At 70.2% G+C, this 20,698-nt stretch carries 15 protein-coding genes; 9 read left to right on the top strand and 6 right to left on the bottom strand.

Going from position 1 to position 20,698, the window contains the following annotated elements:
- Positions 1-65 precede the first annotated feature (65 nt).
- From ACX80J_RS10110 to ACX80J_RS10100, 3 genes are all read left to right on the top strand, one after another.
- Positions 66-1,406: an MFS transporter gene (locus ACX80J_RS10110; RefSeq protein WP_459347663.1), complete on the top strand. Its 1,341-nt coding sequence runs from the start codon at positions 66-68 to the stop codon at positions 1,404-1,406.
- A gap of 89 nt (positions 1,407-1,495) precedes the next feature.
- Entirely contained in the window at positions 1,496-2,887 is a 1,392-nt protein-coding gene (locus ACX80J_RS10105) for a DUF4192 family protein (RefSeq protein ID WP_459347662.1), read from the top strand.
- A gap of 309 nt (positions 2,888-3,196) precedes the next feature.
- Positions 3,197-4,414, top strand: coding sequence for an RNA polymerase sigma factor (locus ACX80J_RS10100; protein WP_459344692.1), 1,218 nt, complete (start codon positions 3,197-3,199; stop codon positions 4,412-4,414).
- A 215-nt stretch (positions 4,415-4,629) separates the two neighbouring features.
- Here the strand turns inward: ACX80J_RS10100 and ACX80J_RS10095 are convergent, their stop codons facing one another.
- Positions 4,630-4,851 carry a DUF7455 domain-containing protein gene (locus tag ACX80J_RS10095; protein WP_087073639.1) on the bottom strand — a complete coding sequence of 74 codons (222 nt, stop codon included), beginning with the start codon at positions 4,849-4,851 and terminating at the stop codon, positions 4,630-4,632.
- Between the two features lie 251 nt (positions 4,852-5,102).
- On the opposite strand from ACX80J_RS10095, the gene ACX80J_RS10090 reads away from it, so the two are divergent.
- Entirely contained in the window at positions 5,103-7,211 is a 2,109-nt protein-coding gene (locus ACX80J_RS10090; RefSeq protein ID WP_459344691.1) for a DNA gyrase/topoisomerase IV subunit B, read from the top strand.
- 144 nt (positions 7,212-7,355) lie between these two features.
- On the opposite strand, the gene ACX80J_RS10085 is transcribed toward ACX80J_RS10090, so the two are convergent.
- The 3 genes from ACX80J_RS10085 to ACX80J_RS10075 all read right to left on the bottom strand — a co-directional run bounded on the left by ACX80J_RS10085 (position 7,356) and on the right by ACX80J_RS10075 (position 9,289).
- Complete coding sequence (locus ACX80J_RS10085; protein WP_459344690.1) at positions 7,356-7,652, bottom strand: hypothetical protein; 297 nt, start codon at positions 7,650-7,652, stop codon at positions 7,356-7,358.
- 256 nt (positions 7,653-7,908) lie between these two features.
- On the bottom strand, positions 7,909-8,913 hold the full coding sequence (locus tag ACX80J_RS10080; protein ID WP_459347661.1) for a M56 family metallopeptidase: 1,005 nt from the start codon (positions 8,911-8,913) through the stop codon (positions 7,909-7,911).
- Between the two features lie 7 nt (positions 8,914-8,920).
- Positions 8,921-9,289 (bottom strand): BlaI/MecI/CopY family transcriptional regulator, encoded by a 369-nt coding sequence (locus tag ACX80J_RS10075; RefSeq protein ID WP_459344688.1) that lies wholly within the window; start codon positions 9,287-9,289, stop codon positions 8,921-8,923.
- 221 nt (positions 9,290-9,510) lie between these two features.
- Between ACX80J_RS10075 and ACX80J_RS10070 the strand changes: the two genes are divergently transcribed.
- The 4 genes from ACX80J_RS10070 (at position 9,511) to ACX80J_RS10055 (ending at position 16,873) form a co-directional block, all read left to right on the top strand.
- Positions 9,511-11,088 (top strand): cytochrome ubiquinol oxidase subunit I, encoded by a 1,578-nt coding sequence (locus ACX80J_RS10070; protein ID WP_459347660.1) that lies wholly within the window; start codon positions 9,511-9,513, stop codon positions 11,086-11,088.
- A gap of 78 nt (positions 11,089-11,166) precedes the next feature.
- Positions 11,167-12,189 carry a cytochrome d ubiquinol oxidase subunit II gene (gene cydB, locus ACX80J_RS10065; protein ID WP_459347659.1) on the top strand — a complete coding sequence of 341 codons (1,023 nt, stop codon included), beginning with the start codon at positions 11,167-11,169 and terminating at the stop codon, positions 12,187-12,189.
- A 20-nt stretch (positions 12,190-12,209) separates the two neighbouring features.
- Positions 12,210-15,764: a thiol reductant ABC exporter subunit CydD gene (cydD, locus tag ACX80J_RS10060; protein WP_459347658.1), complete on the top strand. Its 3,555-nt coding sequence runs from the start codon at positions 12,210-12,212 to the stop codon at positions 15,762-15,764.
- A gap of 68 nt (positions 15,765-15,832) precedes the next feature.
- Positions 15,833-16,873, top strand: a complete 1,041-nt coding sequence (locus tag ACX80J_RS10055; RefSeq protein ID WP_459347657.1) for a GNAT family N-acetyltransferase — start codon at positions 15,833-15,835, stop codon at positions 16,871-16,873.
- A gap of 54 nt (positions 16,874-16,927) precedes the next feature.
- Here the strand turns inward: ACX80J_RS10055 and ACX80J_RS10050 are convergent, their stop codons facing one another.
- Positions 16,928-17,230 carry a helix-turn-helix domain-containing protein gene (locus ACX80J_RS10050; RefSeq protein WP_459344683.1) on the bottom strand — a complete coding sequence of 101 codons (303 nt, stop codon included), beginning with the start codon at positions 17,228-17,230 and terminating at the stop codon, positions 16,928-16,930.
- A gap of 68 nt (positions 17,231-17,298) precedes the next feature.
- On the opposite strand from ACX80J_RS10050, the gene map reads away from it, so the two are divergent.
- Entirely contained in the window at positions 17,299-18,072 is a 774-nt protein-coding gene (map, locus tag ACX80J_RS10045) for a type I methionyl aminopeptidase (protein ID WP_459347656.1), read from the top strand.
- Positions 18,073-18,088: 16 nt separating this feature from the next.
- Here the strand turns inward: map and ACX80J_RS10040 are convergent, their stop codons facing one another.
- Entirely contained in the window at positions 18,089-20,692 is a 2,604-nt protein-coding gene (locus ACX80J_RS10040; protein WP_459347655.1) for a DNA gyrase/topoisomerase IV subunit A, read from the bottom strand.
- Positions 20,693-20,698: the final 6 nt, after the last annotated feature.

Raw genomic sequence — 20,698 nt, 5'->3', positions numbered from 1 at the left:
GGGGCTTCGACGTAACCGGGCGAAGCGGGAGCGGAGCGTCCGACGCGCCGCGCAATAATGGGGACGTGAATTCTTCGAGGGCGCTTCTGGTCTGGGCAGCAGGTGTGGCGGCCTACCTCGTCGCAGTCACCCAGCGCACCACCTTCGGGGTGGCCGGACTCGAAGCGACAGATCGTTTCGAAGCCTCCGCGTCGCAGTTGTCGGTCTTCACCGTGGTGCAGCTGCTCGTCTACGCGGGCCTGCAGGTGCCCGTCGGTGTCCTCGTGGACCGGTGGGGCCCCCGTCTCCTCATCGTCACGGGCGGGGTGCTCATGGCCCTGGGCCAGGCACAGCTGGCCTTCGCGGACTCCGTGGCTGCCGGCATCGTCGGGCGCCTCTTCGTGGGCGCCGGGGACGCCACCACCTTCATCAGTGTCATTCGGCTGCTGCCCGCCTGGTTCGAGCCCCGGCGGATCCCGGTCCTCACCCAGTGGACGGGCATCATCGGCCAGCTGGGCCAGGTGGTCTCCGTCCTGCCATTCGTGGCACTGCTGTCGACGTTCGGGTGGCAGACGGCCTTCCTCTCGGCCGCCGCCTTCTCCGCGCTCGCCGTCGTCCTCTCCGTCACCGTGATCCGCGACTCGCCGCACGCCAGCGAGCGGTCCCCGCAGACGCTTCGGCAGACCGGGATCTCGCTCGCGGAGGCCTGGAGGCAACCGGGTACGCGCCTGGGACTGTGGTCGCACTTCACCGTCCAGTTCCCCGGCACCGTCTTCGTCCTCATGTGGGGATACCCCTACCTGGTGCGCGCCGAGAAGGTCGGGGAGGGCGTGGCCTCCGCCCTCATGACGCTGTTCGTCGCCGTGGGTATCGCCTGCGGGCCGCTCCTCGGACGCTACGTGGGCCGGCACCCCCTGCGGCGGTCCACCATGGTGCTCGCGATCGTGGCCCTGATGGCCGGAGCCTGGCTCGCGGTGCTGCTGCACCCCGGACCTGCGCCCCTGCCTCTCCTGGCGCTGCTGGTGATCGCCCTGGCGATCGGCGGTCCCGGCTCCATGATCGCCTTCGACTTCGCCCGCACCTTCAACCCCGCAGGCAGGATGGGAACGGCGACGGGCATCGTCAACATCGGCGGGTTCATGGCGTCACTCCTGTCCATGTTCGTCATCGGGATCATCCTCGACGTCCTCCTCGGAACCGGGTTCTCGCAGGGCGACCTCTACGCCCTCCCGTCCTTCCGGCTGGCGATGTCCGTGCAACTCGTCATCCTCGCGGCCGGGACCGTCGCCCTGCTCATCGCGCGGCGGCGGGTGCGGCGGCAGATGGCCCAGCAGGGGGTGGTCGTCCCGCCCATCCGCGACGCCCTCGCCCGCGAGCGCCGGCGCCGCCGCGACCAGAAGGCCGGAAGAAAGCCCCAGGGCAGCTGAGCTCGGCCCTGGCCGCCTGCTCGGGACCACTTGTCCACATAGGGTCCGAAGGACGACCGCGCGCGGCGCAGGACCAGCAGGCTGGCGGCATGTCATCTCCCATGAGCCCCGCGCCGGACCACTCCCCGTCCTTCGCCGTCACCTCGCCGGCGGACATCCTGTCCTATATACCCCATGCGCTCGGCTTCATGCCCGACGAGAGCCTCGTGGTGCTCACGAGCACGGCCAGGAGACTGGGCGCGACCCTGCGGGTGGACCTGCCCGCCGACGAGGCGGATTCCTTCGCGTTCGCGGAGGGGGTGCTGTCCTTCCTGCAGGGTGACACCGGGGCCGACGGAACACTCCTGGTGATCTATACGAAGGAAAGCTGGCGGCGCCTGGAGCCACCACCGCGCAACGGACTCGTGGGGACCCTCGACGCCGTGCTCCTGGCCGCCGGCTTGCCGGTCCAGGCAGGATGGCTCGTCTCGCCGACCGGGTGGCGCGACCTCTTCTGTACCGACGAGGAATGCTGTCCGTGGCCGGGGCAGCCGCTGGACGCCGTCCTTTCCAGCCCTCTCGGCGCCGAGTTGATCTTCGGCGGAAGCGCGTTCGACGCATCGCCCTCCGAGGCCGTCCTCCGGGTGGCGCCCGCCGTCGGGGGAGAGGATACCGCACCGGGGCTACCGGCCGTCGAGGATGCCCAGGCACACTACGCCGCGTGCTGCGCCGGCCGGTGGACCGCACCGGCTCAGTTCCGGGCGACGTCCGCCGTGTGGGATGCCGTGATCCTGCGACCGGAGGTGTTCGAGGCGCGGGCCGAGCCCGGGATCGCGGGGTTCCTCCTGGCCAGTATCGAGTCCCGGGCGGTCCGCGACTTCCTCCTGGTGAGTGCGTGCCTCGGGTCCGGTGCAGCGCTGGAGGGAGCGGCCGTCTGTGGTCTCCTGGGATCGGCTGATGCCGCTGCCGACACGTCGGATGGTGCGGCCCCACCCGACGGATGGATCCTCCCCGACGCGCGGTGCGCAGGGGGACTCCGCAGTGCGCTGGCAGAGGTGGCAGCGTCGATGGCGGAGCCGGCCGCGGTGCCCGCGACGGCGGCGACCACGACGGCGGCGACCACGACGGCGGCGACGCGGTCGCCGGCGACAGGGGGAGGTGCAGCAGTGCTCTACGCGGACGTCCTCGCCGGCCGGCACACGGGTGCCATAGCGTGGAATCGTGTCGACGCGATGACCTGCGTCCTGGCGCGGCTCGCCGCGGTGTCCGACGGCGAATCCCTTGCGGCTGCCCTCACCATGTCCGCCTGGTTCGAATACGCGCGAGGACGCGGTTCCAGGGCGGCGGTCTACCTGGAGGCGGCTGAGCGTGCGGTACCCGGCTACCGGCTGGCCCGCCTGCTAAATGAACTCCTCCGCCGTGGAGGCCTGCCCGCCTGGGCCCGGAAGCGGTCGACCGCCTGGACGCCCGGTCCGCCCCCTGCACCGCCGGGCGCGGCGTGACCGGCGATTCGGGCCTTCCCCTCGGCGCGGAGGACGTGCACCGAAGTCCATCGCGCATTTCCGGCGTGCGCCCTCCACGTGAGACAATGAAGGTTGAGACCCGGTGGGGTCCGTGCATCAGAAAATCACCGAGCATTCCAGAACGGGCGTCGTGCACGAGCGATTTCCGGGGGAATAGCGAGGGCGGCAGGACCGTTCCCTAGGGAGTCGGTTCGGCCGGATTCGTCTGGAGATCAGCGCGGACTTGACAGGGTCATAGTGGTGTTGTCCCTCTGATTGCACCACACACCGCCGTACGAAAGGTTCTCTGTGCCGGTCAAGAAGACAGCAGTACCCGCGTCGACAGACGCTGGTACCACCACTACCAAGCGCCGGGTAGCGGCCAAGAAGCCTGCCACCAAGGCCGCTTCAGCCGCTGCGGCAGCAAAGGCTTCGACCTCGGACGCACAGGCCGCAGTGGACACGCTCGATGGAGCGGACCCCGCCCTGGACGTCGCCGCCGACGTCGACCCCGAGGACCTCAAGCCCGAAGCGGCGGAGGTCGGCACGACCACAGGCTTCGTCTACTCGGATGCCGATGACGACGACGCCCCCGCGCAGCAGGTCGTCTCGGCAGGCGCCACCGCCGACCCCGTCAAGGACTACCTCAAGCAGATCGGCAAGGTCGCACTGCTCAACGCCGAGCAGGAAGTGGATCTGGCCCTCCGCATCGAGGCCGGTCTCTTCGCTGAAGAGAAGATCGCCGCCGACCCGGACATGGATCCGAAACTGAAGCGTGAGCTCGAATTCGTCATCCACGACGGCAAGCGGGCGAAGAACCACCTGCTCGAGGCGAACCTTCGCCTCGTGGTGTCGCTCGCCAAGCGGTACACCGGGCGCGGCATGCTCTTCCTAGACCTGATCCAGGAAGGCAACCTCGGCCTCATCCGTGCCGTCGAGAAGTTCGACTACACCAAGGGCTTCAAGTTCTCGACCTACGCCACCTGGTGGATCCGCCAGGCCATCACCCGCGCCATGGCGGACCAGGCCCGGACCATCCGTATCCCGGTCCACATGGTGGAGGTGATCAACAAGCTGGCCCGCGTGCAGCGCCAGATGCTGCAGGACCTCGGCCGCGAGCCCACCCCCGAGGAGCTCGCCCTCGAACTCGACATGACCCCCGAGAAGGTCGTCGAGGTGCAGAAGTACGGCCGCGAGCCCATCTCCCTCCACACCCCCCTGGGCGAGGACGGCGACTCGGAGTTCGGTGACCTCATCGAGGACTCCGAGGCGGTCGTGCCGGCGGATGCCGTGAGCTTCACGCTCCTGCAGGAGCAGCTGCACTCGGTCCTGGACACCCTGTCGGAGCGCGAGGCGGGCGTCGTGGCCATGCGCTTCGGACTGACCGACGGCCAGCCGAAGACGCTGGACGAGATCGGCAAGGTGTACGGCGTGACCCGTGAGCGCATCCGCCAGATCGAATCGAAGACGATGTCCAAGCTGCGCCACCCGTCGCGGTCGCAGGTGCTGCGGGACTACCTCGACTGATCCGGCAGGATCCGTGAGAAGGGCCCTTCCTCCGGGAAGGGCCCTTTTTCGTGGCCGGAGCGGCCCGGGCAGTGTCGGCGCGGAGCGCGACGCCGCGGCAGGAGCGGCCCCGGACGCAGGAAGGGCCCCCTCCTGCTGGAGGGGGCCCTTCCTTGTATCTCAGCGCCTGTACACGGAGCGCTTGTTCGTCAGGTAGTGGGTGCGTCGATCGACGGTCAGTCGCCGACGACGGCCGGCTTCTCGTGAAGCCGCTTCGTCTCGTCCTGCCACTCGGAAGTGAGCGGCTTCAGGTTTGCTTCGACGGCGCGCGCGTGGTGGCCGCAGAACAGAAGCTCTCCACCGGAGGACTGAAGGACTGCTCGAACGTAGGCCTGGGCGCCGCATCGGTCACAGCGGTCCAGGGCAGTGAGTTCGCGAGTTGCTACTGCAGTGGTCATGAATGCCTCCTCATGTGGATCGTGTACTCATATAACCACTATTCGTTGCCGGGCCCTCGCAGGTTGGGCCTCCTTTCGCTCCCGGCGTACCAGGGGTATGCGGTCTTCTCGGAGTACCGGGAATACGCGCCAGGACGCGCCGTCCGCTCCATGTCGGTGCTGCGTAATAAACTGAAGGCACTCTTTCCCCGCTATCACCCTCCTGACGCCTGTCCTGGATCGTGCCGTTCCGCCAAGGAGACTCTCCCACCGTGACACCCCCCACTTCGGACTACACAGCCCGGCACCTCTCCGTCCTCGAGGGCCTCGAAGCAGTCCGTAAGCGTCCCGGAATGTACATCGGGTCCACGGATTCACGCGGCCTGATGCACTGCCTCTGGGAGATCATCGACAACTCGGTCGACGAGGCGCTCGCGGGATACGGCCAGAGCATCACGGTGATCCTGCACGCCGACGGATCCGTGGAGATCCACGACGACGGCCGCGGCATCCCGGTGGACATCGAACCCAAGACGGGCCTGAGCGGGGTCGAGGTCGTCTTCACGAAGCTCCATGCGGGAGGGAAGTTCGGCGGCGGGTCGTACACGGCATCCGGCGGCCTCCACGGCGTCGGAGCGAGTGTCGTCAACGCGCTGTCCTCCCGGCTGGACGTCTTCGTCGACCGCGGCAGCAAGACTTACGCGATGTCCTTCCGGCGCGGTGAACCCGGGATCTTCAAGGATGCGCGGACGCCGTCGCCCACGTCCGTCTTCGAGCCCTTCCTCGACGGTTCGCGCCTCGAGGTCGTGGGAACGGCCAAGCGCGGCGTCACGGGCACGCGCATCCGCTACTGGGCCGACCGCCAGATCTTCACCCCCGACGCGACCTTCTCCTACGAGGAGCTGCAGACGCGCGCGCGGCAGACCTCGTTCCTGGTGCCGGGCCTCCGCATCGCGCTGAGGGACGAGCGGAGGCTCCCGGGCACGCCAGGCGAGTCGGGTCCGGTGGAGGAGGTCTTCCAGCACGACGGCGGCATCTCCGAATACGCCGAATTCCTGGCACTCGACGCGCCGGTCACGGACGTCTGGCGCTTCCAGGGATCGGGCCGCTTCAAGGAGTCCGTGCCCGTGCTCGACGAGCGTGGACACAGCCAGATGGCGGAGGTGGAGCGTGACTGCGACGTCGACATCGCCCTGCGCTGGGGCATCGGCTACGAGACCACGGTCCGGAGCTATGTGAACATCATCGCCACGCCCAAGGGCGGCACGCACCAGAGTGGCTTCGAGCAGGCGCTGCTGAAGACCTTCCGCAAGGTCATCGAGGCCAACGCGCGCAAGTTGAAGGCCGGCACCGACAAGATCGAGAAGGACGACGTCTTCGCCGGCCTGACCGCTGTCCTGACGGTGCGCCTCGCCGAGCCCCAGTTCGAGGGCCAGACCAAGGAGATCCTCGGGACCTCCGCCGTCAAGGCCATCGTGGCGCGCGTGGTCGAGAAGGAACTGCAGGCGCGCCTGTCCTCCTCGGCGCGCAACGACAAGGCACAGTCGGCGCTGCTGCTCGAGAAGGTCGTCGCCGAGATGAAGTCCCGGATCTCGGCACGGGTGCACAAGGAGACCCAGCGGCGCAAGAACGCCCTCGAGACCTCGACCATGCCGGCCAAGCTCGCGGACTGCAGGATCGACGACCAGGAGCGGTCCGAGCTCTTCATCGTCGAGGGTGACAGCGCGCTCGGCACCGCGAAGCTCGCGCGGTCCTCCGACTACCAGGCGCTGCTTCCCATCCGGGGGAAGATCCTCAACGTCCAGAAGGCATCGGTGGGGGACATGCTGTCCAACGCGGAGTGTGCCGCCCTCATCCAGGTCGTCGGCGCCGGGTCGGGCCGGAGCTTCCAGCTCGATGCGCGGCGGTACGGCAAGGTGATCCTGATGACGGACGCGGATGTCGACGGCGCCCACATCCGCACACTGCTCCTGACGCTGTTCTTCCGGTACATGCGTCCCCTGGTCGAGGCCGGGCGGGTCTACGCCGCCGTCCCGCCCCTGCACCGTGTGGAGGTGATCAACGGTGGGTCGAAGGCCAACGAGATGATCTACACGTATTCGGAAGCGGAACTCACACGCCTCCTGGCCGCCATGGAGAAGAAGGGCAAGCGGTACAAGTCACCCATCCAGCGCTACAAGGGCCTCGGCGAGATGGATGCGGGCCAGCTCGCGGAGACCACCATGGATCCGCGGCATCGCACCCTGCGGCGCGTGCGGATCCAGGAAGCCGAATCGGCCGAGCGGGTGTTCAACCTGCTGATGGGGAGCGATGTCGCCCCCCGCAAGGACTTCATCGTCGCGGGCGCCTCGTCCCTCGACCGGGACCGCATCGACGCCTGATCTCCCACGACTTCTGGGCGGCCGAGCCGCTTCGGTGCTGTGGGGCGGAACCGGACCGTCCCGCGGGTGTCTCCCGTCCGGGCGCGGTACGGCGTGCATCGCCGGCGCCGGCCCCGAGACCGGAGGGGCGGCGCCGGCGATCCGCTACGGAGCCTCCGGGCCGAACCCCTCGGGGTAGGGGAACTTGTGTCCGTTGCAGAATTCGCCCGGGCTCGGGAACTCGGCCTTGAGCCCTTGCCTCACCAGCTGTCCGTAGGACTGGACGCGGCCACCCTCCGGGAAGGCCTGCTCAGGATTATCATTCAGGCCCGAGAACGAACAGATGGAGTTGGCGTGCTCGGTGCCTCTCTCCACCTGGCCCGCTGCGAATGCCGGGGACGTGCTCAGGCCCGCCAGTGCCAGGGCGCAGACTGCGGCGCCGAGTAGTGATGTCTTGCGCATGAAAGTGCCTCGATCTCTAGAAGTGCTCCTGCTTCCAGGTCGCTGACGCACGCGCGCGGTAGTGGTTGCAAACCACGACACTGCCCAGCGCAGGTCTGCTCCCTACGAGCCCACCGAGGCCCGTGCCGGGAAGTTTACGCAGGACCAGAACCGGGCGGAAGAGGGGTGAGGAGGACGTTTTCCGCCCCCTCTGCCCACCCGATGCCCACGATCGACGCGGAAAGGGCGGCGCCTGGCCTTCGAAAGGGAGGGCGGGTCAGCCGAGGAGTTCGGGAGCCACCAGCAGGACAGGTGGAACCACCAGCAGCAGGCCCGCGGCGGACAGGGCTGCGGCCTGCTGGATCCTACTAAGAGGCGGCAGGGGAGTGAGCAGCCGTCGCAGCCGGTGGGCGGTCGACTGCGCATCCGTGGTGCCGCCGGTCACGGCCGCCGTCCCGTGCGCAGGACTCGGCCGGCCCTCCTCGCCGAGGGGATCCTCGAGCGCGTCCTGCGGCGAGGAGGACGACGGCAGGGCACCGGAGCCGACGATGGCGATGGCCCGTACGAGCGTCGGCTCGTCCACGGTACGGAGGGCCGCGTCGTCGGCCAGCATCTCGATGAGTTCGCTCACCGCCCGCTGTGCCAGCTGCGACGTCGGCAGCCACGGCAGGGCCGACCGCCACGCGGCGAAGGCCCACAGCAGCAGGTGGTGGCGTTGGTGCAGGTGCGCGCTCTCGTGCAGGAGGACCGCGTCGAGCTCGGCACGGGACAGGAGGCCCATGAGGCCGTCGGACATGACCGTGACGGACCGGGCCCCGCCGGGGAGGCAGTAGGCCACCGGCGCGGGATGACTGATCACGAGCGTCGCGGGCTGATCGGCCGCGGGAGAACTCAGCAGGGTGAGCATGTCCCGGTGGCGACTGCGCTGTCGCCGGATCCGGATGAAGGTCAGGACCAGGGTGAAGACGAGATGCCCGAACAACAGGGTGGCAGCGCTGATCGCGAAGACGTGGATCACGCCGAGTGTCTGGGCCGACTCGTCATCGATCAGGATGTTGAAGAACCCCGCCGATGCCGACACGAGGTTGTCGCCCAGTGGCTGGAGGCCCCAGACGAGCATCGCCCCGATCATGGACAGACCACCGGCGAGCGCGATCGACTGCCAGAGCACCATGGCGGTGAAGGGTGCGCGTGCGGGCCAGGAAGCGCGTGACAGTGCGATCGGGGCGGGCCACGCGAGGATGATCGCGAGTGCCGCGAGCAGGTACGAGGCCCAGAACACGGACGGGTCAGCTGCCGCCGAGCAGCTTGCGGAGGGTTTCTGCTTCCGCCTCGGAGACGCTGCCGATGAAGCGGGCCAGGACGGCTTCGCGGTCCGGCGCCGTCACGAGTACCTCGTGCATGAGTTCGGCCGTATGGTCCTCGCGGCTCGTGACGGACCTGTACCGGTGCGGGCGGCTGTCGCGCTCCCGCTCCACAAGACCCTTCTTCTCCAGGCGCGACAGCACCGTGAGCACCGTGGTGACGGCGAGTTCCCGTCCCACTTCTCCCATCGGCGCCTCGGCGATGGCGTCGCGCAGTTCATTCGCCGTCAATGCCTCCGGCGCAGCCCACAGCAGGTCCATCACTGTGCGTTCGAGGTCTCCGAGCGTTGCCATGTTCTTCCTTCAATCAAAACGCGATCCCGATCCGCCTCGGATCCGGACCCGCTCCCACCGGGAGCCAGAAGCGTAGTGCATCCAACGTACAACGTCGCGGCCAACATTTCTACTCCACGTAGAAATGAAGGGGAATTTGTTCTACGATGTGTAGAAGAAGTTCTTCTACGGCATGTAGAAGTCCCGCCGTCGCCGACGCCCGGCGCTGCTGAAAGGGCCCGATGGAAGCCTTGGAAATTGCCAGGTGGCAATTCGGAATCACCACTGTCTACCACTTCCTCATGGTCCCCCTGACCATCGGGCTGGGGCTCCTGGTCGCCGGGATGCAGACTCTGTGGCACCGCACCGGCAAGGAGGCCTACCTCCGCATGACGAAGTTCTGGGGAAAGCTCTTCCTCATCAACTTCATCATGGGCGTGGCCACGGGTCTGGTGCAGGAGTTCCAGTTCGGTATGGCGTGGAGCGAATACAGCCGCTTCGTGGGCGACGTCTTCGGGGCGCCCCTGGCCATGGAGGCGCTGCTCGCCTTCTTCGTCGAGTCGACCTTCCTGGGCCTCTGGATCTTCGGGTGGGGCCGGTTGCCCCGGCTCGTCCACCTGCTGTGCCTCTGGGCCGCCGTCCTGGCCTCGGTCCTCTCCGCCTACTTCATCCTCGTGGCCAACTCCTGGATGCAGCATCCCGTGGGCGTCGAGATGGTCGACGGCCGGCCGGTGATGGTGGATGCGTGGGCGGTCTTCACCAACAACACGGCCCTCGTCGCCTTCCCGCACACCGTCTTCGGCGCCCTCGCGGTCGCGGGGGCCTTCCTTCTCGGCATCAGTTGGTACCACCTGTGGAAGCGGCGCCGCGACGGCCTCGACACCCTCGGCGAGGACGGGACCGTCGTCGTCGGCGACCCGGGCGGTGCCCGGGACGCGGTGGATCACGGGGTATGGCTGCGCTCGGCCCGGGCCGGCGCCGTCGTCGCCATGATCGCCTTCGCGGGCACCGGGATCACGGGCGACCTGCAGGGCAAGCTCATGTTCGACCAGCAGCCCATGAAGATGGCCGCCGCGGAGGCCGCCTGCCACGACGGGACGGCCTTCTCGATCCTGTCCGTGGGCAACCTCGGTGCGCAGAGCTGCGATGACATCACCGCGGTCATCGAGGTACCCGGCGTGCTGTCCTTTCTCGCCAATGGAGACTTCACCACGGAGGTCAAGGGCGTCAACACCCTCCTGCCCGAGTACCAGGAGAAGTACGGCACCACGCTCCCCGACGACCCGATGTACGGCGAGCGTGCCGGTACCGCGATCGACTACCTGCCCGTCATGGAGGTGACCTACTGGGGCTTCCGCATCATGATCGGCTTCGGTGCGATCGCAGCAGCAGCCGCCGCCGCGGCCCTCTGGGTCCTCCGCCGGGGGACCGTGCCGGAGTCCCGGTGGCTCATGAGGCTCGCGGTGTTCGGCATCCTCGCTCCCTTCGGCGCGAACTCCGCGGGCTGGATCTTCACCGAGATGGGACGGCAGCCGTTCGTCGTCGCGCCCAACCCGGATCCCTCCGGTATCGACGGTGTCTTCATGTTCACCGCGGCGGCCGTCTCACCCGGCGTGTCGCTGGCCGAACTCGTCACCTCACTCGTCGCCCTGACGGCCGTGTACGCCGTCCTCCTCGTGGTCGAGGTCCGGCTCCTCTTCACCTACGTACGCGGCGGCACGGCGTCGGCCATGCCCGAGCTGGCGCACGCCGCCGGCCCGCACGACGACGCGGACCCCGACAGGAAGGACGACGGCGATGTGCTGGCCTTCGCCTACTGACCCGGCCGCCGGCCCGGCCGCTGCACCCGTCCCCGCACCCGTATCCCCGACCTCCCCGAACGCCTGGAAGGTTCTCCGATGACCGAGGCACTGCCTACCGTCTGGTTCGTCCTGATCGCCGTGCTGTGGGCCGGCTATCTCTTCCTCGAGGGTTTCGACCTCGGGGTGGGGATGCTGATGAAGCTGATGGCCCGCAGCGACACCCAGCGCCGCGTTCTCCTCAACACTGTCGGCCCCGTGTGGGACGGCAACGAGGTGTGGCTCGTGACGGCCATCGGCGCGATGTTCGCCGCCTTCCCGCACTGGTACGCCTCCCTCCTGTCGGCGCTCTACCTGCCCTTCCTGCTCGTGCTGCTCGGCCTGATCTTCCGGGCCGTCGCCTTCGAATACCGCGGCAAGCGGGACAGCGACGCCTGGCGGAACCGCTGGGACTGGGCGATCGCCCTCGGTTCCTTCACAGCTGCCGCAGGCATCGGCGCGGCCCTCGCACTGACGACCACGGGACTGCCGCTCGACGCCGACGGCAACCGCGTGGGCGGGGCCTTCGCCTGGGCCACCGGCTCCGCGCTCCTGGGAGCGGCCGGCGTCGTCCTGTTCTGCCTCGTCCATGCTGCGGCCTTCGTCGCGCTCAAGACCGAGGGGGGAGTACGGGTGCAGGCTGACCGCCTGTTCCGCCGCCTGTTGCCGGTCGCGATGATCCCGTTCCTCGGGTGGGCGCTCCTCGTCCAGCTCGACACCGGGTCGGTGGTGACCTGGCTCGCCGCCGTCCTCGCCGTCGGAGCCCTCGCTGCAGCCTACCGCTCCTCCGTCGCGGGCCGCGACGGGCGCGCGTTCGCCGCCCTGGGAGTCGGGATGCTCGCGCTCGTGGGATCGATCTTCGGTGCGGCATTCCCCGTGATCCTGCCCTCGACCCTCGACCCGGCGTTCGACCTGACGGTGCAGAACGCCTCCTCCTCGCCCTACACACTCGGCCTGATGAGCGTGGTCGCATGCTTCGGAGTTCCGCTCGTCCTCGCCTACCAGGCCTGGACGTACTGGGTCTTCCGGCAGCGTGTCTCCGAGGCCAGCATTCCCGCGGCGCACGCCGTGACAGCCCTGTGAGCGGAGCCACCAGGACGCCCATGCCCGATCTCCCCAGCCCTGCCCCGGCCGTCGCCGGGACCAGCGGGCCGTTCGCCGCGACCAGCCGACAGGAGGCCGGACACGAGGTTGGACACGAGGCCGCACAGGAGGCCCGGGCCGAGGCTCGCCGGGTGTCGCCGATGGCCGTGCTGAGGTCCGGGGGGCCGGCGGGAGCCGCCGGCTCGGCGTCGGCGGTCTATCTTCTCGGAGTCCTCGCCGCCGCCCGCGCCGGAGGGCTGGTGCTCCTGGCCCAGGCCCTCGCACTCGGTATCGCGTCCGTAGCCGCCGGATCCCTCGACGCCCGTGCCGTCCTGCTGCAGGGAGTCCTCGGCGCCGCGCTGCGGACCCTCGCCGCGTGGGGCCAGGACGCCACCGCCGCCCGCCTCGCGCTCGGAGTCAAGGAGCGGCTGCGCGAGGCCGTCTTGCTGCGCGTGCTCGACGACGGCGGCACCACGCAGGCAGCGCCGGCCGGCAGCGGGCAGGGCTCCCTCGCCGTGCTCCTCACCCGGGGGATCGACGGCCTCGACAAGTACTACACGCAGTACCTCCCTGCGCTCATCACCTGCGCGGTGGTCCCGCTCCTCGTGGGTGCGCGGATCCTGGCAGCCGACTGGGTCAGCGCCCTCATCATCGTCCTCACGGTGCCGCTCGTGCCCGTCTTCATGGCGCTGATCGGCCTCCACACGCAGGAGCGCACGCAGGAGGCCGCAGCCGCCCTGGGGCGTCTGTCCGACCACCTGCTCGAACTCGCGAAGGGCCTGCCCGTCCTCGTGGGACTGGGCCGCGCCGCCGAGCAGACGCGCGCCCTGCGTGACATCGCCGGCACCTACACCTCGCGCACCATGACGACGCTCCGCACCGTCTTCCTCTCATCGCTCGCGCTCGAACTCATCAGTACGATCTCGGTCGCCGTCGTCGCCGTGTTCGCGGGCGTGCGCCTCATCCACGGGGACCTCGGTCTGGAGACGGCCCTCGTCGCGCTGATCCTGGCGCCCGAGTGCTACGGGCCCCTGCGCGACGTCGGTGCCGCCCACCACGCCAGCGAGGACGGCGAGGAGGCCGGCGGCCGGGTCCGCGCGGTGATCGACGCCCCCGCCCGCCCGGCGGTCCCTCCGGCGGAACAGCGTCCGGCCGGGCCGGGCAGCATCCGCGTCGAGCGGCTCTCGGCCCGCTACGACGGCGTACTCGCGCCCGTCTTCGAGGACGCCTCGTTCGTGCTCGAGCCCGGCTCCGTCACCGCCCTCCGGGGCCCGAGCGGTTCCGGCAAGTCCACCCTCGTGCGGGCGCTCGCCGGGGCAGCGGCCGTCCCGGCAGGGCTCCGCCTGGAGGGGCGCGTCTCCGGGCTCGACGGTGGCATCGCCTGGGTCCCGCAGCACCCGCAACTCCTGATGGGGACGGTCCATGACGAGCTCGCCCTGTACGGCGGGCTGCCCGCGGATTCCCCGGCCATCGAGGAACATCTGGCTGCCGTCGGCGGTGCGGGACTCGCAGTGCGGCGCAGCGCGGAGCTGAGCCCCGGCGAGGTGCGGCGGGTCGCCGTCGCACGCGCATTGCTCAGCGCCCAGGACCCGTCGGTCCGGCTCCTGCTGCTGGATGAGCCGACGGCGCACGTGGACGCGGAGGCATCCCGTGCCATCCGCGAGGCCATCCGGTCGCGCCGGCCCGGCCTGACCGTCCTCCTGATCGCGCACGACGACGAAACGGCGGACGTCGCGTCGGCCGAGATCCGCCTCGGGCACGGTCCCGCCGGACAGGCGGCCCCGGGCCGCCCTGACCCGCAGGCATCCCCGGCGATCGTCGCCGGACAGCCGGTTTCACCCGACGGGCTCGCGCCGCAGCGGCGGTCCCACGACACGACCTCCTGGTTCCGCCGAGCCAGGGAGGTGCTGGCCCTCGTCCGACCCTGGGACCGGCGGTTCCTCGCGGCGGCCGCCCTGGGCCTCGGTGCCTCGGTGTTCGCCGTCGCGCTCACCGCGCTGAGCGGGTGGCTGATCGTCCGGGCCGCCGAGCAGCCGCCGATCCTGTACCTCCTCACCGCCATCGTCGGGGTGCGCTTCTTCGGCATCGGGCGTTCCCTCCTGCGGTATGCGGAGCGCCTCTGGCTGCATCGAGCCGTGTTCTCCCGGGCCGACGACACCCGGCTACGGCTCTGGACCGGACTCCTCCAGGCCGGCCGCTCCTGGCGCACGATCGCCCGCGGTTCCGGGGGGATCGAGCGGCTCGTCGGAGATGTCGACGAACTGCGTGACCTGTCGTCGCGCGCCGTCCTGCCGGTCGTCACGGCCGTCCTCACGGGAGGAGCCGCGCTGGTCACCACCGCCGTGCTGCACCCCGCGTCCCTCGGCTGGCAACTCGTGTCCGTCGGCGGTGCCCTCCTGCTCGCCCCGGCGATCGCCGTGGCGCGTGAGCAGGCCGCCGGTGCTGCCGGCGTGCAGGTGCGCGCGGAGGCGCTCGAACGCGTCGCCGGCCTGCTGAGGGCAGCGCCCGACCTGAGGGTGAACGGCGCCCACCGGGCCGCCCTCGACGCGACGCGGCGCCTGGACGGCCGTGCCGCGGCGGCTTCCCGCCGTTCGGCGGCCGCTGCCGGGGCCTCGACCGCGGTCATCGTCGCTGTCTGCTGCGCGGCGTCGCTCGGGATCCTGCTCGGTGCTCCGGGCCTGCCCGCCGATCTCACGGCTGTGCTGGTGCTGATGCAGCTCGCCCTGATCGAACCGTTCGTCGCGGGGGCGTCGGCTGTCCAGCACTGGGGTCCGCTGTCGGCCGTGGCCCGTCGCATCACGCCCTGGCTCGGCACGCCCGACGAGGGGCAGTCGGACGGGCAGTCGGGCGGGCAGGCGGGCGGCAGGAGCCGCGCGGGGCACACCGCCCCGCCGGTGCGGACGGTCTCCCTCGAGCACGCCGGAGTCGGCTACGAGCCGGGCCACCCCGTAGTGAGCGACGTCGCCCTCGAACTCCGCCCGGGACGCTGGACCGGGCTCACCGGGCCCTCGGGCAGCGGCAAGTCGACCCTGATCGGGGCCCTGCTGGGGTTCCTGCCGCTCGACAGCGGGAGGCTCGTCGTCGACGGACGGCCTGCCACCCCTGGCGAGGCGCCGCGCATCGCCTGGTGTCCCCAGGAAAGCCATCTCTTCAATTCCAGCCTGCGCTCGAACCTGCAGCTCGCGCGCCCGTCCGGTGACCCTGCGACGGACGAGGAGCTCCACGCGGCGATCCGTGCCGTCGGGCTGGCGGACATGGTGGCGGGCCTCACGGAGGGGCTGGACGCGCAGGCGGGAGCAGGCGGTTCGCGTCTCTCCGGCGGCCAGCGCCAGCGGCTCGCGGTGGCCCGGGCCCTGCTGACCCGGTCCGGCGTCGTCCTCCTCGATGAGCCGACGGCCCACCTCGACGCCGACGGCGCCCGCTCGCTGCTGGCCGACCTCCGGAGTGGACTCCCCGGCACGGCGGTCCTCCTCGTGACCCACGACCGGGACGAGGCGGCGCTGTGCGACGAGGTGGTGGCGCTGGGCGCCCGAACGTCCGCGCCCCTGGCGAGCGCAGCAGTGCGCCGGCCCTGAGCGGGGCACGCCGTCCGACCCGCGGACGGGTTCACGCCCCTGCGCGCGCCCTGCCCTACGCTGGCGTCATGAATACGCGCGAGATCCCCGGACAGGACGCCGATGCCGGCATGCAGCCACCCGCGGCGCCGGCCCTTCCCGACCTCCTGGAGTGGCGGCCGCTGGGTTACCCGGACATCGAACCCTGGCTGGCGCTGATCCGGCGCATCGCCGCAGTGGATGAGCCGGACTGGGTGGAGCAGCGCGCCGACCTCGAGCAGGCCCTGGGGGCGTCGAAGAACGACCCGCGCCGCGACACCATCGCCGGCTTCGACGGCGACGGCGTGCCGCGCGCCTTCGGGCGGCTCTCCATGAACCGCGGGTCCTCGCTCGTGCACGGTGCCGGCGGTGTGGACCCGGCGTGGCGAGGTCGTGGCCTCGGCCGGGCCGTCCTCGCCTGGCAGACCTGGCGCGCCGGGATGCGCCTGTGGGAGACGGGCCAGGCGACGGGCGTCTTCCGGAACTACGTCGAGGAACGCAACGCCTCGCACCTGGCATTGCTCCGGGCAAGCGGCAGCACGATCGTCCGGTACTTCACCGAGATGACGAGGCCGCTCGACCAGCCGATCCCCGACCTGCCGTTCCCTGCGGAACTGGAACTCGTGAGCTTCGCGGAAGGCGCCGACCGGAATATCGCCGAACTGGTCCGGCTCGCGCACAATGACGCCTTTCAGGACCACTGGGGGAGCGAGCCCCGCGACCAGGAGTCATGGCAGTTCACGGTCAGCCATCCCGAGTTCCGGCCGGACTGGAGCCTCGCGCTCGTCGACCCGGCGAAGGGCGAGGTGGCGGCGTACCAGCTGGCGAGCTACGACCCGCACTCGAAGGAACTGCTCGGCCACTCCGAGGGGTACACGGACCTGTTGGGCGTGCGGCGGGCCTGGCGCGGCCGCGGACTGGCGCCGGCCCTGCTCGCCGAGGCGATGAGGCGCTACCGCTCCGCGGGTATGGACAACGCGGGGCTCGGCGTCGACACGGAGAATCCTTCCGGCGCGCTCGGGCTCTACGAGCGGATGGGCTACGAGCCCACCCAGCGGTCCATCGTCTTCGACCTCCCGCTCGCCGGCTGATCCAACCACTGAGGCTTTTCCGCCCGCGGGCTGATCTCGCCGCTGGAGCGGGACCTACGAGGCCAGCCGCTCGGGCGCACCGGGGTTCGACGCAGTCGGCTCGGCATCCCGTCGAGGCTGGTTGATCTCGGCCCACACCGCATCGAGGGAGAGGCCCAGCACGTCGGCGATCGCGGCGATGGTCGGGAAGGCGGGGGTCGCCACGCGCCCCGACTCGATCTTCCGGAGAGTCTCCGGCGACACCCGGGCGTCGAGCGCGGTCCCGAGCATCGAGCGCTCCCCGCGGGCTCGCCGCAGCAGGGCGCCGAGGCGCTGCCCGCGCTCGACCTCGTCCGGAGTGAGCGGCAATCTGACCATGGCTCCGATTCTAGTACCGGGATAATATGGCCGGTATAGTTATTGGTCGCGTACGAAGGGCGCCGCACATGATCGAGATCCTGAACCCCTCCGAGCTGGCCCGGGCTCGGGATGCCGGTGCCCTGGTCGCCGACATCCTGCAGACCGTGAAGAGCCGCACCACGGTGGGTACGAACCTCCTGGACATCGACGCGTGGGCCGGGACCGTGATCGTGGAGGCCGGAGCGCAGTCCTGCTACGTCGACTACGAGCCGTCCTTCGGACGCGGGCCGTTCGGCCACTACATCTGCACGTCCGTCAACGACGCCGTGCTCCACGGCCTGCCGCACGACTACCCGCTCGCGGACGGCGACCTGCTGACGCTCGACCTCGCCGTCTCGCTCCGCGGGATCGCTGCGGACTCCGCCATCAGCTTCCTGGTCGGTGCGTCGAAGCCCGCGGAGAGCATGGCGATGATCGGCGCGACCGAGCGGGCGCTGGCCGCAGGAATAGCCGCTGCGCGACCCGGAGCCCGCATCGGCGACCTCTCCGCCGCCATCGGCGCGGTCCTCGGCGAGGCGGGGTACCCGATCAACACCGACTTCGGGGGTCATGGCATCGGATCGACGATGCACCAGGACCCGCACATCCCCAATACCGGACGGCCCGGCCGGGGCTACGTCCTGCGCCCCGGGCTGCTGCTCGCACTGGAACCGTGGATCATGGCGGACACGGCGAAACTGGTCACCGACGCCGACGGGTGGACGCTGCGCAGCGCGACCGGCAGCCGGTCCGCCCACAGCGAGCACACCATCGCCATCACCGACGAGGGAGCCGAGATCCTCACCCTGCCGCGACCGTGACGCAGGCCTGGTCCGGTTAGAGCAGCGTTCCCTGCGCGTCGTCGTCCCCGGCGCCCTGCGCCGGCGCAGAAGCCGGCGCGACGGCCTGTGCATCGGACAGCGGACCGCCCGCCGCGGGAACCGACGGGCGGGACGCCTCGATGAGGCCGAGCAGGCTGGGGCCGACGGCGTCGATCTGCTGCGTCAGGGCAACGCCGGAACCGTCGCGCCGGCCGTGCTCCGTGGGCAACGCCCGGGCCACCCCGTTCGCGGAAGCAGCCCGCGCGGGACCGTGACCGGCCCATGCCAGCGACAGCGTCTCCTCGCCGCGGAGGAAGCGGTGCGCCCGCACGCCGGCCGTGGCGCGTCCCTTCGCCGGGTACTCGGAGAATTCCGTGACCTTCGCCGATCCCGCCGTCGTACCGGGCAGTGCGTCACCGGCTGCGGCCACCGTCACCACCACGCCCTGGTCGTCGTTCCGCGCGACGGCACCGAAGTGCAGGACGGCATCCCCGGCGGCGAGCTTGATGCCGGCCATGCCGCCCGCGGTGCGGCCCTGGGGCCGTACCGCCGACGCCGGGAAGCGCAGCAGCTGTGCGAGGCGCGTGATGAAGACGAGGTCGTCCTCGTCCGCGGCGGCCGCGATGCCCACCACCGTGTCCTTCGGCTTGAGCGAGATGACCTCCCAGTCGTCCCGGTTGAGCGGATAGTCCGGCTGGATGCGCTTGACCACGCCCTGCGCGGTTCCCACCGCGACCACGCCGCTGAGCGGCGCCAGCCCCACGAGGGATTCGCCGCGTTCCAGCGTGATGAACTCCGACGAGGGCACCCCGCCCGCGAGGTTCGGCACACCGGCGGTGGGCGGCAGAGCGGGCATGTCCATCACCTGGAGCCGGATCATCCGGCCCGCGGAGGTCACGGCCCCGACCTCGCCGCGCGCCGTCGAGGGCAGCACGGAGCGGAACGCGTCGTGCTTGATGCGCTGCCCGTCGCCGAACGGCTGGCGGTCCGAGGTACGCGCGAGCTGTCCGGACGCGGAGAGCAGCACCCAGCAGGGGTCGTCGGCGATCTCGAGCGGCACGATCGCCTTGGCGCCCTTGCCGGCCGGAGCGGGGAGGACGGATCCCTTGAGCGGCGCCGCGGCCTCCGACTCGAGCAGCACCGTGCGCCGGGGTGTGGCGAACTGCTCGGACAGTTCGGCGAGCTCGTCGGACACCAGGGTGCGGAGTCGCTCCTCGGACCCGAGGATCGCCTCGAGCTCCGCGATGTCGAGACGGAGCTGCTCCTGCTCCTTCTCCAGCTCGATCCGCGAGAACCGGGTGAGCTGGCGCAGCCTCAGTTCGAGGATGTGGTTGGCCTGGATCTCGGACAGGTCGTAGATGGACATGAGGCGCTCGCGTGCCGCGGACGCCTCGTCCGAGGACCGGATGATCTGGATGACCTCGTCGATGTCGACGATCGCGATGAGCAGGCCCTCCACGAGGTGCAGGCGGTCCCGCTTGCGCTGCAGCCGGAAGGAGGTGCGGCGGCGCACCACCAGGATGCGGTGGGTGATGTAGACCTGCAGCAGCTCCACGAGCCCGAGGGTCCGGGGCTGTCCGTCCACGAGGGCCACGTTGTTGATGCCGAAGGAGTCCTCCATCGGCGTGAAGCGATACAGCTGCGCGAGGACCGCGTTGGGGTTGAAGCCGTTCTTCAGCTCGATCACGAGCCGCAGGCCGTGCGTGCGGTCGGTCAGGTCGACGATGTCGGAGATGCCCTGCAGCTTCTTGGAGGTGACGGCATCCTTGATCCGCTCGATGACCTTCTCGGGTCCCACGGTGTAGGGGAGTTCGGTGACCACAAGGCCCGTGCGCCGCGCCGACAGCTGCTCGACCGTCACGGTGGCACGGGTCTTGAAGGACCCGCGGCCCGTGGCGTAGGCATCGCGGACGCCCTCGAGCCCCACGATCTTGCCGCCGCTGGGAAGGTCCGGCCCGGGAACGAAGCGCATCAGGTCCTCGAGCGACGCGTCGGGGTTCGCGATCAGGTGCCGCGCTGCGGCGACGACCTCGCCCAGGTTGTGCGGAGCCATGTTCGTCGCCATGCCGACGGCGATCCCGCTGGCACCGTTGACGAGCAGGTTCGGGAAGGCGGCCGGCAGCACTTCCGGCTGCGTGAGCTGGTTGTCGTAGTTGGGGACGAAGTCGACGACGTCCTCGTCGAGGTGGTTCGTCATCGTCAGGGCAGCCGCGGCCAGGCGGGCCTCGGTGTAACGCGCGGCCGCCGGTCCGTCGTCGAGCGATCCGAAGTTGCCGTGGCCGTCGATCAGGGGGAGCCGCAGGGAGAAGTCCTGGGCCATGCGCACCATGGCGTCGTAGATGGCGCTGTCCCCGTGCGGGTGCAGCTTGCCCATGACCTCGCCGACGACGCGCGCCGACTTCACGTGGCCGCGATCGGGGCGCAGGCCCATGTCCGTCATCATGTACAGGATGCGGCGCTGGACGGGTTTGAGTCCGTCGCGTGCGTCGGGCAGCGCCCGCGAGTAGATCACGGAGTACGCGTACTCCAGGAAGGACTCCTCCATCTCGGTCTCGACATCGATGTCGATGATCTTCTCGGTGAAATCCTCCGGCGGGGCGGAGCTCTGGCGCCTGGCCATGTGCGT

This window comes from Arthrobacter rhamnosi (assembly GCF_054510975.1).
This window is presented reverse-complemented; position numbering and strand designations above follow the sequence as displayed.

Bases quoted from the DNA above. Each gene is read 5' to 3' on its own strand.
- ACX80J_RS10050 (WP_459344683.1), bottom strand. From the start codon at position 17,230: ATGGTCAGATTGCCGCTCACTCCGGACGAGGTCGAGCGCGGGCAGCGC.
- ACX80J_RS10040 (WP_459347655.1), bottom strand. From the start codon at position 20,692: ATGGCCAGGCGCCAGAGCTCCGCCCCGCCGGAGGATTTCACCGAGAAG.
- ACX80J_RS10055 (WP_459347657.1), top strand. From the start codon at position 15,833: ATGAATACGCGCGAGATCCCCGGACAGGACGCCGATGCCGGCATGCAG.
- ACX80J_RS10095 (WP_087073639.1), bottom strand. From the start codon at position 4,851: ATGACCACTGCAGTAGCAACTCGCGAACTCACTGCCCTGGACCGCTGT.
- ACX80J_RS10105 (WP_459347662.1), top strand. From the start codon at position 1,496: ATGTCATCTCCCATGAGCCCCGCGCCGGACCACTCCCCGTCCTTCGCC.
- map (WP_459347656.1), top strand. From the start codon at position 17,299: ATGATCGAGATCCTGAACCCCTCCGAGCTGGCCCGGGCTCGGGATGCC.
- ACX80J_RS10075 (WP_459344688.1), bottom strand. From the start codon at position 9,289: ATGGCAACGCTCGGAGACCTCGAACGCACAGTGATGGACCTGCTGTGG.
- cydD (WP_459347658.1), top strand. From the start codon at position 12,210: ATGCCCGATCTCCCCAGCCCTGCCCCGGCCGTCGCCGGGACCAGCGGG.
- ACX80J_RS10070 (WP_459347660.1), top strand. From the start codon at position 9,511: ATGGAAGCCTTGGAAATTGCCAGGTGGCAATTCGGAATCACCACTGTC.
- cydB (WP_459347659.1), top strand. From the start codon at position 11,167: ATGACCGAGGCACTGCCTACCGTCTGGTTCGTCCTGATCGCCGTGCTG.
- ACX80J_RS10085 (WP_459344690.1), bottom strand. From the start codon at position 7,652: ATGCGCAAGACATCACTACTCGGCGCCGCAGTCTGCGCCCTGGCACTG.